At 49.0% G+C, this 14,357-nt stretch carries 14 protein-coding genes; 13 read left to right on the top strand and 1 reads right to left on the bottom strand.

Translation table 11 applies throughout. The features are described from left to right. Position 1 precedes the first annotated feature (1 nt). The 10 genes from AC1DUD_RS27475 (at position 2) to AC1DUD_RS27430 (ending at position 10,097) form a co-directional block, all read left to right on the top strand. Positions 2-796: a hypothetical protein gene (locus AC1DUD_RS27475; protein ID WP_477380501.1), complete on the top strand. Its 795-nt coding sequence runs from the start codon at positions 2-4 to the stop codon at positions 794-796. 47 nt (positions 797-843) lie between these two features. Then, positions 844-3,285 carry a TraG family conjugative transposon ATPase gene (locus tag AC1DUD_RS27470; RefSeq protein WP_477380499.1) on the top strand — a complete coding sequence of 814 codons (2,442 nt, stop codon included), beginning with the start codon at positions 844-846 and terminating at the stop codon, positions 3,283-3,285. Positions 3,286-3,297: 12 nt separating this feature from the next. Continuing rightward, entirely contained in the window at positions 3,298-3,972 is a 675-nt protein-coding gene (locus AC1DUD_RS27465) for a conjugal transfer protein TraI (protein ID WP_477380497.1), read from the top strand. Positions 3,973-3,982: 10 nt separating this feature from the next. Further along, on the top strand, positions 3,983-4,654 hold the full coding sequence (locus tag AC1DUD_RS27460; protein WP_477380495.1) for a hypothetical protein: 672 nt from the start codon (positions 3,983-3,985) through the stop codon (positions 4,652-4,654). A gap of 34 nt (positions 4,655-4,688) precedes the next feature. Further along, entirely contained in the window at positions 4,689-5,336 is a 648-nt protein-coding gene (locus tag AC1DUD_RS27455) for a TerB family tellurite resistance protein (protein ID WP_477380493.1), read from the top strand. Between the two features lie 4 nt (positions 5,337-5,340). Continuing rightward, positions 5,341-6,465, top strand: a complete 1,125-nt coding sequence (gene traJ / locus AC1DUD_RS27450; RefSeq protein ID WP_477380491.1) for a conjugative transposon protein TraJ — start codon at positions 5,341-5,343, stop codon at positions 6,463-6,465. Positions 6,466-6,467: 2 nt separating this feature from the next. After that, positions 6,468-7,085 carry a conjugative transposon protein TraK gene (gene traK / locus AC1DUD_RS27445; protein WP_477380489.1) on the top strand — a complete coding sequence of 206 codons (618 nt, stop codon included), beginning with the start codon at positions 6,468-6,470 and terminating at the stop codon, positions 7,083-7,085. A 1-nt stretch (position 7,086) separates the two neighbouring features. Continuing rightward, on the top strand, positions 7,087-8,205 hold the full coding sequence (locus AC1DUD_RS27440; RefSeq protein WP_477380487.1) for a conjugative transposon protein TraM: 1,119 nt from the start codon (positions 7,087-7,089) through the stop codon (positions 8,203-8,205). Positions 8,206-8,347: 142 nt separating this feature from the next. After that, positions 8,348-9,292: a hypothetical protein gene (locus AC1DUD_RS27435; protein ID WP_477380485.1), complete on the top strand. Its 945-nt coding sequence runs from the start codon at positions 8,348-8,350 to the stop codon at positions 9,290-9,292. Positions 9,293-9,590: 298 nt separating this feature from the next. Beyond that, positions 9,591-10,097 carry a hypothetical protein gene (locus AC1DUD_RS27430; protein ID WP_477380483.1) on the top strand — a complete coding sequence of 169 codons (507 nt, stop codon included), beginning with the start codon at positions 9,591-9,593 and terminating at the stop codon, positions 10,095-10,097. Positions 10,098-10,128: 31 nt separating this feature from the next. Here the strand turns inward: AC1DUD_RS27430 and AC1DUD_RS27425 are convergent, their stop codons facing one another. Beyond that, positions 10,129-11,385 (bottom strand): tyrosine-type recombinase/integrase, encoded by a 1,257-nt coding sequence (locus tag AC1DUD_RS27425; protein WP_477380481.1) that lies wholly within the window; start codon positions 11,383-11,385, stop codon positions 10,129-10,131. 124 nt (positions 11,386-11,509) lie between these two features. Here AC1DUD_RS27425 and AC1DUD_RS27420 point away from each other — a divergent pair, with 124 nt between their 5' ends. The 3 genes from AC1DUD_RS27420 to AC1DUD_RS27410 all read left to right on the top strand — a co-directional run bounded on the left by AC1DUD_RS27420 (position 11,510) and on the right by AC1DUD_RS27410 (position 14,134). Continuing rightward, entirely contained in the window at positions 11,510-12,325 is an 816-nt protein-coding gene (locus AC1DUD_RS27420) for a 2,3,4,5-tetrahydropyridine-2,6-dicarboxylate N-succinyltransferase (protein ID WP_377024038.1), read from the top strand. Between the two features lie 122 nt (positions 12,326-12,447). Then, entirely contained in the window at positions 12,448-13,572 is a 1,125-nt protein-coding gene (locus AC1DUD_RS27415) for a glycosyltransferase family 4 protein (protein WP_477380478.1), read from the top strand. Further along, positions 13,565-14,134, top strand: a complete 570-nt coding sequence (locus tag AC1DUD_RS27410; RefSeq protein WP_477380476.1) for an L-threonylcarbamoyladenylate synthase — start codon at positions 13,565-13,567, stop codon at positions 14,132-14,134. Before AC1DUD_RS27415 ends, AC1DUD_RS27410 begins: the two co-directional genes overlap by 8 nt. Positions 14,135-14,357: the final 223 nt, after the last annotated feature.

Genomic DNA, 14,357 nt, shown 5'->3' with positions numbered 1-14,357 from the left:
TATGAGCAAGTTAAGAGAACCCGTTATCTATCGTTTCGACCGCACCAGCTTTGTTGTGGATATCGACAAGCAGGTGCTCCGGCAAACGGATAAACCCGAAAACGAGATTTCCTTCATCAGGGATTTGACAGATTTTGGTGATCATTATCTGCTCGCCTGGAACGAAAATACCAAACAGGTCACCACCGATCCGGATAAAGCAGAAGTCTATATCATTCCACAGCTTGTCCAACTTGACCCGCAAGGCATGTCTGAAAAATACAGCATCCCGGTCGAGAAGCTGCAATCCATGAGCGATTTCGAGGTCATCGTTGACCAGGAAGCGCTGGCGAGCCGCAAACAAAATATCCTCCCGCGGATCGATATTGCCGGTGAGCAATTCATCGTCGACCTGCGCCTGCACGAACTCCGCCACGCACAGCACTTCTTCCCGGTGATCAGCCTGAAATCTTTCGAGCTGACCAACGACGGCTGGCACTATGAAGCTTTCTATGAACCGCTGATGAAACAGGTGGTAGAGATCGATCCCAAACTGCTCGAATTCCCGCAGGGCATCATAAAGATCAAAATACCCAACGAGATCGGCCTCGATCCGGTCGCCGCCGCACAGATCTACGGAATGGATGAACGGGAATTATTGCGTCGCCACCCGATCCAAAAAGATTTGAAAGCCGATATCATACCGCTGGCGGAAACGGAGATCCCGCGGCTGATCCGTCAGAATAAAGAACAATTACAGCGCGACCACCGGGAAAACATGCAAAAGGTCAGGCCGCGCAACCGCCACCGCTTTTGATTTTTCCCCTCGCCAGCCCAATTGAAAAAGTGAAAGAGATACGTGACATGAAAAAACAACTGAAAAATATACTGCCCATCCTGGGGATCGAACACGACGCCATCTTGTCTAAACAGGGCGAGTTTACGCTGGCCTTCCGCATTAGCCTGCCGGAAGTGTTCACGCTGTCGGACGAAGATTACGAGAACCTGCACCAGGCCTGGGTGAAAGCCATCCGGGTTCTGCCCAAAGACAGCGTGCTGCATAAACAGGACTGGTTTTTACAGCGGAAAACCGGGAGTACCGAAATAGCAGGCAATCGCAGCTTTTTAAACCAGGCCAGCGCCCTTTATTTTACCGGGCGGGAATACCTTGCGCACGACTGCATCGTTTACCTGACCAAAAAACCGCAGGGCCGCAAACCCAGCGGCTCGCTGTTTTCCAGCCTGATCCGGCCGACCCTGGTACCCCGCGAAATGCTGGGCGCGCAAGCGGCGCGCGAATTCCGGGATGTAGCCACGCAGTTCAAACGCCTGCTGGAAGATACCCGCCTGATCAAGGTTACGCCTTTGACCGCCGCCGACCTGCAGAGCCAGCTGAAAAAAACCGGGTTGATCGAAGGCTACTGTTTCCTCGCGGAAAGGGATAACCAGGCTTTATACCAGGATATTACTTTTGATGATGCAGTGCGTATCGGCAACCGGCAGCTGGCCATCTATACTTTGGGCGATACCGAAAGCCTGCCGCCCAACTGCGGTTCGCGTCTGACCTACGAGCCCTATTCTACCGACCAGACCAAATTCCCGGTGAGCTTTGCCGCCCGCCTTGGGCTGCTGCTGCAAACCAGCCATATCTATAACCAGTACATTTTTGTTGGCGATGCGCAGTCAACGCTCAAACAACTGGAAAAGAAAAGGCTGCGCCTGCAATCGCTCTCGGCTTATTCGCGCGAGAACGCTATCTCACTGGAGGCCACGAACGATTACCTGAACGAGGCCATCAGCCACCAGCGCCTGCCAGTGAAAGCGCATTTTAATGTGATGGTCTGGTCGGATGACAGGGAACAGCTGTTAAGCAAAGGCAACCAGGTATTATCGGCGCTGGCCGCGATGGATGCCTCCGCCAAACCGGAAACTGACGGCGCGGCGCAGATCTGGTGGGCAGGCATCCCCGGCAATGCGGGCGATTTCCCGGTCAACGATACTTTTGATACGTTCGCCGAACAAGCCGCCTGCTTTCTCAACCTCGAAAGCAACTATAAAAGCGCCCAGCCCGGGGACGGCATCCGCTTTTGCGACCGCCTTTCCGGCAAGCCGGTCTATGCCGACCTTTTCGACGCCCCGCGCAAAGAAGGCATCACCTCCAATATGGGCACGCTCGTTTGCGGCAGTTCGGGCGGCGGTAAATCGATGACGGTCAACCACATCCTGCGCTCGCTTTATGACCAGGGCGCGCATTGCGTGACCGTCGATATCGGCGGCAGCTACCTCGGGCTCTGCGATGCCCTGAAAGGTTATTATTTCACGTATACCGAAACGGACCCGATCCGCTTCAACCCTTTCTACCTTTCCAAAGGCGAAGCACTGGACACCGAGAAAAAAGAAAGCTTGAAAGCTTTACTGGTTTCCCTCTGGAAAGGAGAAAACGAAACCTTTAACCGGGCGGAATATGTGGCCCTGTCCAACGCCCTGCAAGGCTATTACGTGTATTTAGCACAAAACGCGCCGGTATTCCCGGGCTTCGATTCTTTATATGAATACCTTGAACGCGACTACCGCGAAGTGCTGAAAAGCCACCGGGTAAAAGAAAGCGCCTTTGATATGGATAATTTCCTGTATGTACTGCGGCCTTATTATAAGGGCGGGGAATTCGATTACCTGCTGAACGCCCGCGAGAACCTCGACCTGCTCAGCCAGCCGTTCATTGTTTTTGAGCTCGACCAGATCAAAGACCACCCGATCCTTTTCCCGGTAGTGACCCTCATCATTATGGAATTGTTCATCTCCAAAATGCGGAAGCTGGCGGGTGTGCGTAAAGTCCTCACGATAGATGAAGCGTGGAAGGCCATCGCCAAATCGGGTATGGCCGAATTCCTGCGCTACGCCTTCAAAACCATCCGTAAGTTTAACGGAGTACCTATCGTCATCACCCAGGAACTGGAGGACCTGATATCCTCGCCGGTCATTAAAGATGCTATCATCAATAACGCCGATATTAAAATCCTGATGGACATGCGCAAGTTCCAGGGAAAGTTCGACAAACTGCAAAACGCCCTCGGCCTCTCGGATAAAGGTAAAACCATCCTGCTGTCGGTCAACAAGGATAACCGGGAGATTTTTATCGACATCGGCGGGCAGATCATGAAAGTTTATAAAAATGAACTTTGCCCGGAAGAATATTACGCCTTTACCACCGAGGGCAAAGAGCGGGTGCAAGTCCGGGAATACGCGGAAAAACACGGCAGCATCGAGGCGGGCATCGCCGCGCTCGTAGCAGAAAAAACAATTTAATCCCAAAGCGTCATGAAAAAATATATTACCAGTTTGCTTTGTAGCTTCCTCTTGATGCTGACCTTACCAAAAGCCGAGGCACAGGTGCCCGCGGCCAGCGCCTTTACCGGCCTGATCAAAAAAGTGATCGTCGCCATCGACATCAAAGTGCAGCGCCTGCAAAACCAGACCATCGCGTTGCAGAACGCCGAACAACAGATCGAAAATACCCTGCACCTCAACAGCCTCAACGGGATCTCCAGCTGGCTGAACAAGGAAAAGGACCTCTATGCCGGTTATTACCAGGAACTCTCCAAAGTGCGGCGGCTCATCGCGGATTACGATGCGGTTAAGCGCATTATCAGCCAGCAAACTCAGCTCCTCAGCGAATACAGGAACGCCAATGCCCTGTTCCGGCGCGACCCGCATTTCAGTCCAACGGAACTGAAATACATGGGCAATATCTACAACGGCATCTTACAGGAAAGCCTGCGCAACCTCGACGAAACCATCACGGTCATCAGCGACCTCGCCGCGCAGATGGACGATGCCGAACGGCTTGAACGCATCAGCCTGGCGGCCAAAGCCATGCAGACCAACCTCGACCACCTGCGGCAGTTCAACCGGCAGAACGCCGGTCTCAGCCTGCTCCGGGCCAAAGAAGGCCGCGACCGCACGGCGGTGAAACAATTTTATGGGATACAATAAACTGATCTAAATGAAAAATCCATTCAGCAAACCCGCGCGCTTAGCCGCCATCTTTATTTTTTCTCTCGCCTGCCTCTGCACCACGCAGGCCAAAGCCCAGTTCCTCGGCGGCTTCTTCAGCCAGCAGGCCACGAAGAAAAAACTGATGGCCGAACAACTCGCCGGTTACCAGCTTTACCTGAGCGCCATTACAACCGGCTACACCATCGCTGGTAAAGGCCTGAGGGCAGCGCATGACCTGAAGAACGGCACTTTCAGCCTGCATACCGCTTATTTCAATGCTTTACAGCAGGTAGCGCCCGTCGTAAAAAACGACCCGAAAGGCCGCGCCACCGACAGCCTGTACCAGCAGGTCCGTTCGCTTTTCGCAAACGAAAAACAATGGCAGGCCAGACAAAAACTGCTTAACCCAAAAGAACTGCAATATCTCGGCCATGTGAGTGCCGGCCTGCTTGCCAAATGCCGGACGGATATGAACGAACTGACCGATGTGCTTACCCCGGGCAAATTGCAATTGACCGACGCCGACCGCCTCAGCCGGCTGGATAAAATCTATGACCGCATGAAGGACAAACAGGCCTTCGCCGCTTACTTCAGCAATAAATGCCGCAAGCTGGCGCTCAATCGACAAAAGCAGCAACAAGACCGGGAGCAAATGAAAAGGCTTTACGGCATACAATAGCCAAAACCAAACGTGAAGGGAGATCTTGAAAGTGATGAAAAAGATAATGATGACCATTCTGCTGGCGGCCGGCCTGGGATGCCTGCTGCCGCAGCAAAGCAAAGCGCAATCCGTCGATGACTGCATCCAGCAGCTCATCCTCGATTATGAAAAACTGGCCAGCCTGAAAAACATCCTCGGCCAGATGTACCAGGGCTATGAGGTCTTGTCCAAAGGCTATAACGCTGTCAAAGGTGTAGCGCAGGGCAACTTCAGCCTGCACAAGGTATTCCTTGACGGCCTTTATCTCGTCAGCCCCACCGTACGCAAATACCCCCGATTTACCGATATCATCAGCGACCAGGCCACGCTCGTCGGGGAATACCGGCAGGCTTCCGTTGCTTTTAACAGCAGCGGCCACTTCAACCCGGATGAACTGGCCTATATGATGAAAGTCTACAATAACCTCATCAGCGCCAGCCTGCAAAACCTCGATAACCTGGTCATGATCGTCACGGACAGCCAGCTGCGAATGAGCGACGCCGAACGGCTCAGGGTCATCGACCGGCTGTACCTCGAAAGCCATAACCAGCTAACTTACCTGCGACGCTTCAACGACCAGGCATCGGCTATAGCGAAACAACGCGCCTTGATCGAACAGGACAGGCAGGCGCTCCAATCCATTTACGGCATTAAACCCTAATCCCATGAAAAAGAAGCTATTAGCAATTGCCGTATTGGCAACCCTGGGCGTGCTTTGCCCATTACTTTCCCATGCCGAAGGCGTGGCCGAGGATCTGCACAGTTTGCAGGGCATGCTCAGCCAGCTTTACGACCAGATGATGCCGCTTTGCAGCGGCCTGATCGGCGTCGCCCGCGCCATCGGCGGTTTCGCCGCGCTTTGGTATATCGCAGCCCGTGTCTGGAAACACCTGGCCGCAGCCGAACCCATCGATTATTATCCATTGCTGCGCCCTTTTGCCATCGGCTTTTGCGTCGCCTTCTTTCCGCTGGTACTCCGCCTGATGGACGGCGTATTGCAACCCGTAGTGACTGCCACGGAAAATATGGTGACCAACCCCAACCAGGCCATTGAACGCCTGCTCACCGAACAGCCGCAAACCGATAACGAACAAACGCCCAACGAACTCAACTCCGACCCGGATAAATGGTACCAGTACAGCCACCCCGACGGCACCGATACCAGCGCCGGTAACCCCATTTCGGATGCCTTTTCCGGCTGGAGCATCAAGAACTGGGCGCGAAAATTCATCTATGAAGTGCTGAATGTGCTTTTCCAGGCCGCCGCCCTCTGCCTCGACACGATCCGCACCTTTAAACTCATTGTGCTGGCCATCCTCGGCCCGCTCTGCTTCGGGCTCAGCATCTTCGACGGCTTCCAGCATACCCTGAAGCAATGGATCGCCCGCTACGTCAACGTATTCATGTGGCTCCCCGTCGCCAATATCTTCGGCGCCATCATCGCGAAAATCCAGGTCAATATGCTGCTGGCCATCCAAAGCGGGAACCTCGGCGGTAACGAATTCGGCAATACCAGCACCGCTTACCTCATTTTCCTGCTCATCGGCATCCTCGGTTACTTCACCGTACCGAGTATCGCGAATTACATCATGAACGTCGGCGGGCATGCCCTCTTCAACAAAACTTCTGCGATGGCTTCCATGGCAGTGTCCTGGTTCAGCGGCTCCATCATGCGCAACGCTTTTGCCGGCAATAGCCTGGTCAATAACCAGCAAAGCAGCAGCAAACAAACCCAAAACAATAATTACAACACGGAAAAGCTAAAAGGCGGATCCGGTAAAAATCTTTGACCATGTTCAAAAAACTCAAAAACCTGGAGACCGCGTTCCAGCACGTGCGCGTTTTTAGCATCGCCATCATCCTGCTGGCCTTCGCTGCCGTATGCTTTATGGCCTGGCTGCTGAAATCCGAATCGGTCGCCCTGCAAAAAAAGGTCTATGTCCTTTCCGGCAATACCGCCTGGTCAGCCAAAGCCGTCGAACGAAGCGAATACCTGCCCCTTGCCGCCCGCGGCCACGTCCGCGCTTTCCACGAGCTGTTCTTTACGCTCGACCCCGACGAAAAGGTCAACAAGCGCAACCTGTCCCGCGCCCTATACCTGGCGGATAACTCCGCCCGCAAAGTCTACGACAGCCTTTCCGTCAGCGGCTATTACGCCAATATCATCGCAGGCAATATCAGCCAGCGCCTTAACGTAGACAGCGTACAGGTCGACACCCGCGCCAGCCCTTATCATTTCCGGTGTTACGCCACCCTGCGCGTCATCCGATCCACCAGCCAGGTCGCACAAAGCCTCATCACCGAAGGCGACCTCCGCGAAGTGGAACGCAGCGACAATAACCTCCTCGGCTTTCTCATCGAGCACTGGACCACCATAGAAAACAAAGTTTTAACCATCAGCAATCACTAACATGGAAACCAAAAACCCTTTAAAACTGCAACGCCAGCGGAAAGCACTGCTGGTCATGCCGCTTATCATTTTTTGCCTGAGCACCGTATGCTTCTGGGCCTTCGGCGGCGGCAAAGGCCCGGAGCCGCAAACGGCCCGGCAAAGCCTCCAGTACAAAATACCATCCGCGTTACTGGGCGGCGATCCGGACGGCGACAAAATGAGCTTTTACGACCGCGCCCGTGCCGACTCCTATAAACAAGCGCAACTGCGTAAGACAGACCCTTTTTTCAAACGTGCCGCGGACAGCGGGGCTTTAGCCCCGCCTGACAACGGCCTTTCTTTTTCCCCTCGCCAGCCCTCTCATTTTGGCGACCAGGCTATCGGCAATAACGATGACCCGGCGGTCAATGCCGCCAAGATCAGCCAGCGCTTAAACCAGTTACAATCGGTGATCAACAAACCGCCTGCGCCAGTGGGTACGACAATGTCTAAACCAGCGCTTAACAGCCGCCCGGATTCCATGCGGTACCCTGCGACTTTAAGCGAAGACCCGGAACTGAAACAAATGAACGGCTTACTGGAAAAAATTCTGGATATCCAGCATCCGGAGCGGCTAAAGGAAAAAACACCGGAGGTAGCAGTGAAAGCTGCACCGGAACAGTTCCAGGCGATCCCCGCGGTGATCGAGGGCAACCAGAAGATTGTACAGGGCACGGTGATCCGGATGCGCCTGCTGGACTCGGTGCGGCTGAACGGGCAGCTATTCGCCAAAGGGCAATTGATCTATGGCAGCGGCGACCTCTATAACCAGCGGGTAAAGATCAATATTAAACTGATCCATGTGGGGCTGAACATTATCCCCGTCAACCTGACGGTGTATGACCGGACGGATGGCATGGAGGGCATCAGCGTGCCGGAAGCAGTAACCGGTGAAGCACTGCGCGATGGCGTGGTGAACGGGGTGCAGTCCATGGATATGATGAGCCTCGATCCCTCGGTGACGGCGCAGCTGACAACAGCGGGGATCAATACGGCCAAAGGGCTTTTCTCCAAAAAAATCAAACGCGTGAAAGGAAAACTAAAGGACGGGCACGAGTTGCTCCTCCGCGATAACAAGACCGTTCGGGGCGGGCATTAATCTATCCCGCTTCGACCATAGCCGCGGTACCATCAGGCTGCACGATGATCAGTTGCAATGGACGGATCCGAGGTTTTTAGCTGCTTCAACCTATCCCACACATATTATCAAAGAAGTATTAACCATTAAAAATTTAAGTATTATGAATCAGGAAAGTTTTGAATACAACAGGGATCAACTCCAGTACATGGGTTTCGGCGAAGACATCGCCAAGGCTTTAAATACCAAAATGGAACAGAACCTGACGGAGTTTACACTGGACCACACACGTAAGTTCGGAAAAGATGAACTGCACTCGGTGCTGTATTTTTCGAAAGGCGATGATGCCGCTAAAGACCTTACTTTTTTCAACCGTTTTACTTCGACGCTAAAAAAAGAAGGTATGGAAGACCTTTCGCAGACCTTCTTTGTCGGGCCGAAATATAACTACACGCTCCAGGAACGCTACAATATGATGGACGGGCGTGCGGTTTACCGTGAACAACCTGTTTTGGAAAGAACTCAAGTAGGCGACAAATTAAAAATGGTGCCGACCGGAGAAACTTACTGGGCCTGGCGGGCACTCAACTTTAAAGAGGCCGATCAGCACGGAAACTTTTTACCAAAGATGATCCGCTGGCATGACCAGGGTAAGGCACTGGAAAAATTCCCAATTGTCGGTGCTGAGGAAAAATACATGCAGGCGCGTTTACTGGCACAATTGCAGAAAGGCAAGCAGGTTGAAGTTAACGTATTAAAAGGCGGCCAGGAGGTAAAAGCTCAAATGGTGGTGAATGCTCCAATGATGCGCATCGACTTTTATGATGAGAACGGCCAAAAGCTGGATATCAAACCGGCGAACAGACAGGCCTTTGAGCAAAGCCAGAAATCTGATATATCTCCGCAGGAGGTGCAACGGGCGGCTATGGCTAAAGCGTCGTCAGCCAAAGAGGGCACCCAAGTGGCGGACCAGGCAACACCGTCCGCTCAGAAAGCGGCAACCGAGCAAAAACAGCAGGCCGGGCAGAACGAAGCGGATAACCAAAAAACGGCTGTTTCGGAAAAACAGGAACAGGGAACACACCGCAGGCAGGGAATTCGAGTTTAGGGATGGAAATCTGCAGGCCTTTATCGGTATTCTTTGACGCGGTCAAAAATGACCCCAGAATTGGCATTACCCATATTGGCCTGTTTGCGACCCTGCTCGAATACTGGCAGTCGCAGGGTTTTCCCCGACCACTTTGCGCTTACGCGCATGAAATCATGCCGATGGCGAAAATCCTGGCCAGTACCACTTACCACAGATGTATCCGTGATCTGCATGATTTCGGGTACATCATTTATGAACCGTCTTATAAGCGTAATCAGCGCAGCCGGATCATCTTCAAATGTAGGGAGAATTTATGATGGACAAAATTGAAGTGATTTGCATGGAGAGCGACGCATTCTATAAATTACTGAATGAAGTTATTGAATGCTTAAAGCCAGTAAAAGACCCCACACCGGATAAATGGAATTTCGGCCCCGAAGCCGTATGTTTATTACGGATAAAATGTCAAACAATGTCCATGGGGATACCCATTGATAAACTTATCACTAATTTTTATGAGTACTTTAACAATTTACAAGCTGACAGCCCCGGACGGCAAGCGGCACAACCCACTTTCGACAGCTCGGCGATAAATGCGATAGCAGAACAGTTAAAAAACCTTACAGATAAACAAACGCTAATAGCCGAACAGGTTAATGAAATACACTCCGTTCAATTCGGTAAACTTTATCAGGCTGCTACAACTAAAGAAAAAAAACTGACAAAAAAGCAAATCGAAAAAGCTGAATTAATGGAGCTGCGAAAAGATGCGCATTTAAGAATGATGAACAGGGCGGCAGGTAAAACGACCGTAGCAAAATAACCCGGTGTGGTGCCAGGGCTGGTACATGTTTTTAATCCCATTCAAATTCATCTACTACGTCAATGTTAATTTGTAGTTTCTTCAGGTAGATTTCCGTTGTTGAAATCTCTTCGTGCCTGCACTGGCTTTGTATATATCTTAGAATATTCATCTTAGATTTCTTCTTATAATTAGCATAAAAGAAATCGGTCACACCGCTGTGCTTCATTGAATACAAAGACAACCCCTGCCTGTTGAATTTATCCGGATGTTTTGCCCTCAAGTTTTTCAAACACAACCTGAACCTGTACTGCCAATCGTTATTCAATTGCGTAACAGAAGGTCTTTTTTTCCACCCGAACATATACCAGGTTGGTTGGTGTTCGAACGTGTTTAAATAGGTTAGTAATGCAGCTTGTAACTGTTTAGTCATGACAACCCACCTGTAAAGTTTGTCCCGTTGTCCTTTTGCATTATCCGGGTGTACAGCAATGCGGCGGTTATCAATATCAAAATCAGATACTAACAAGCGCGTTAACTCAGTTTCCCGGATATAAGCGTAATAAATCAGCCTGGAAACAGTCGCAATAAAGACATCGTGCTTATCAAGGTACTCAAATATCAAATCACGTTCTTCATTCGTGTAAATCGCAAACCTTCCAGTGCTCTCTTTTGACATGTTCTTAATCTTAGCTACAGGATTTAATGGGATCCTCTTTTTGTCAGCCAATAACCCAAAAAAAGAATTAAGCCATCCTTTTTTATTATTATAAGTGTTATTATTCCATTTTGTGGCGGGATCATCACTTAAATAATAACTGTCCAAAAATTCATTTATATGTTCTTCTGTTACCTTGGTTATATCACTGTCAACTCCCTTTCTAACCAGAAAAGGTTTGAACTGATTTCTGTAAAACGTTGCAATATTCCGGGCAGATACTACTTTTTTGGGTATAGGATTTTCATAGCCCTTCATCTTGAAAAAATAGGTGAAGTTTTCATCAAAAGTGTACTTTCTAGCTGCTTCAGTTTGCTTTTCAACAGCAGCTTTTACGGTTGCCGGATTGCGTGGGTCTATCCCATCTTTCAAATCCATCTCCAAAAGCAGCATCACCTTATTAAATTCCCTCTCCCGTTCTGTCAAGTTTTCAATTGAATTAAGATTTTTTCCCCTCAGATAAGTTTTACCATACTCTTTAGGGTATTCCGTTTTTTCACCTTTGTAAGTGATCGAGTAGCGTAAGAACCACTTTTTATTATCTTTGTCCCTGCTAATCTTCTTCGGAAGTGTGTAACTAAATAAATTCATAACTCAAAAAAATCAATATAAAGATATTCAATTTTGTCCCTGTTTTGTCCCTTTATGGTCCTAAACGCTCGAAACAGCATAAAATTAAATAATCCTTTAATTTGCCAAAAGTTTAATTTCAACAATGCAAGATCTTAAAAAACTGATTGAAGAGGCCTGGGAAGACAGGAACCTGCTGAACTACAATGAATATACCAACGCCATTGAAACCGTTATTGACCGGTTGGATAAAGGCGAGATCCGTGTGGCCGAACCTATCGGCTCACGCTGGCATGTAAATGAGTGGATTAAAAAGGCGGTGGTTTTGTATTTCCCAACCAGGCATATGGAAGAAATTAAAACCGGTCCTTTTGTTTTTCATGATAAAATGAAACTCAAAACCGATTACAAACAAACCGGCGTTCGCGTTGTACCTCACGGCATTGCCCGTTACGGTGCCCACCTTGCCAAAGGTGTTATTATGATGCCATCGTACGTAAACATTGGCGCTTATGTTGATGAAGGCACCATGGTTGATACCTGGGCTACTGTTGGTTCATGTGCGCAGATAGGCAAACACGTACACTTAAGCGGTGGCGTTGGTATCGGTGGCGTATTGGAGCCTTTACAGGCTGCACCTGTTATTATTGAAGATAACTGCTTTATCGGTTCACGTGCTATTGTTGTTGAAGGCGTACATGTTGAGCATGAAGCCGTGTTAGGTGCAAACGTGGTATTAACGGCATCAACCAAAATCATCGACGTAACCCACAGTACCCCGATTGAATATAAAGGCCGTGTACCTGCCCGTTCGGTTGTGATCCCCGGTTCATATACCAAAAAATTTGCTGCAGGTGAATACCAGGTGCCTTGCGCCCTGATCATCGGTACCCGCAAGGAATCGACAGATAAAAAAACATCATTGAATGATGCCCTGCGTGAAAATAACGTGGCGGTATAATATAGTTTGAAGTCGCAAGTTTAAAGTCATAAGTGCTTGATGGATCAGTTTTCCATCTTTCACTTATGACTTTTAATTTAATAAGGCGAATTTGACTTAAAACTTTGAACTTAATACTTCAAATGAAAATAGGATACGATGCTAAACGGGCCTTTTACAATAATACCGGCTTAGGTAATTACAGCCGCTGGTTAATTAAAGGCATAGCATCACTCAATCCGTCCAACACTTTATATTTATATACGCCAAGGGCCAAAGCCAATCCCCGGCTTAATTTTATTGGCGATTATCCCAACATCCACACTGTTACCCCTAAAAGCAAATGGTTCACCTCTTGGTGGCGCAGCAGAGGGATTGTTAAAGATCTTAAAATCGATGGCATTGAGCTGTACCATGGTTTAAGTCACGAGTTACCATCAGGTATAGAGCAAACTAGTATTAAGTCCGTAGTTACCGTGCATGACCTTATCTTCATGCGTTATCCAAAACAGTTTGGACCGGTGAACTATCGCATCTATTTAGCCAAAATAAAGCATGCCTGCCGGGTTGCCGATAGCATCATCGCTATAAGTCAAAAAACAAAAGATGATTTGGTTGAACTGCTTGATATCAACCAAAAAAAAATTGAAGTTATATACCAGGGATGTGATCCTTCGTTTGCAATTGAACAAACTGCTGCGCAAAAATCGACAGTAAAAGAAAAATATAACCTGCCCGACAGCTTTATACTGAGTGTTGGCACTATCGAAGAACGCAAAAACCTCTTGCTAACCGTTAAAGCTTTAAAAAAGGTTGATGATATAAAACTTGTGGTGGTTGGTAAAGAAACCAAATACACCGAACAGGTTAAAGCTTATTTAACGGCTAATAATTTAAACCACCGGGTAATATTTTTAAAAGACGTTACCTTTGCAGAATTACCTGTTGTTTACCAGCTGGCATCGGTGTTTGTTTATCCGTCCCGGTACGAGGGTTTCGGCATCCCCATATTGGAGGCCTTAAACTCCGGTACACCAGTTATAGCGGCAACCGGCTCATGCCTTAAGGAAGCCGGCGGGCCAGACAGCCTTTATGTTAACCCGGATGATGATACCGGCCTCGCCGAAAAGCTGAACATGGTGCTTAGCGACGACGGCTTAAGGCAAAACATGATAACTAAAGGCCGCGCTTATGCAGCCAATTTTACTGATGATAAACTGAGCCTGCAGTTAATGCGGCTTTACCAAAATATTTTAAACCATGCTTAGAGACGAAGTAGCCAAAGCTTTTAAAGTTGTACAGGATGGCGGTATCATCCTTTACCCTACCGATACCATTTGGGGCATAGGTTGTGATGCCACCAATACCGAAGCCATTCAAAAGATCTATCGCCTTAAACAGCGCGATGAGGCCAAAAGCATGATCATTTTGCTGGATACCGAAAACAAGCTGGAAAGCTATATTACCGAAGTAAACCCGCTTGCCTTTGAATTGATTGAGTATGCCGAAAACCCGTTAACACTGGTAATGCCGGGCGCTAAAAACATCTCGCCGGCCTTAATTGCTGCAGATGGTAGTGTAGGGATCAGGGTTGTAAAAGATACCCCTTTTTGCCAGCAGCTTATTCAGCGTTTGCGCAAGCCGCTGGTGTCAACATCGGCCAATATCAGCGGCAAGCCCTCGCCCCAGTACTTTTCGCAGATTGACCAGGAGATAATAGATGGCGTTGATTATGTGGTTGACCTGGAACAGCACAGTAAGGAAATTAAAACGCCCTCAACTATTATGAGGCTGGCCCCTGATGGCAGGTTTGAGTTTTTGCGTCGTTAACGAGAGATTAAAGGTTGGGGATTAGAGGTTAGTAAAAAAGCATCTTTGACGATGTTTTTAACAGAAACATTTTTAGCAATTTTATAGGGTTAACGTCTCATTTCAATCAATACATTAACAATCAAATATTTAACTAAAAAATACTCGATTTTTTGTTAACCCTGTTAACCCCGGCCGTTACTGTCTAACCGCTGTCGGAAGGTTCCAACTTCCAACCATTATG

The organism is Mucilaginibacter sp. P4_A11, from assembly GCF_056402535.1.
Note: the sequence above shows the minus strand (reverse complement) of the source record. Positions and strands in the feature narration are given on the sequence as shown.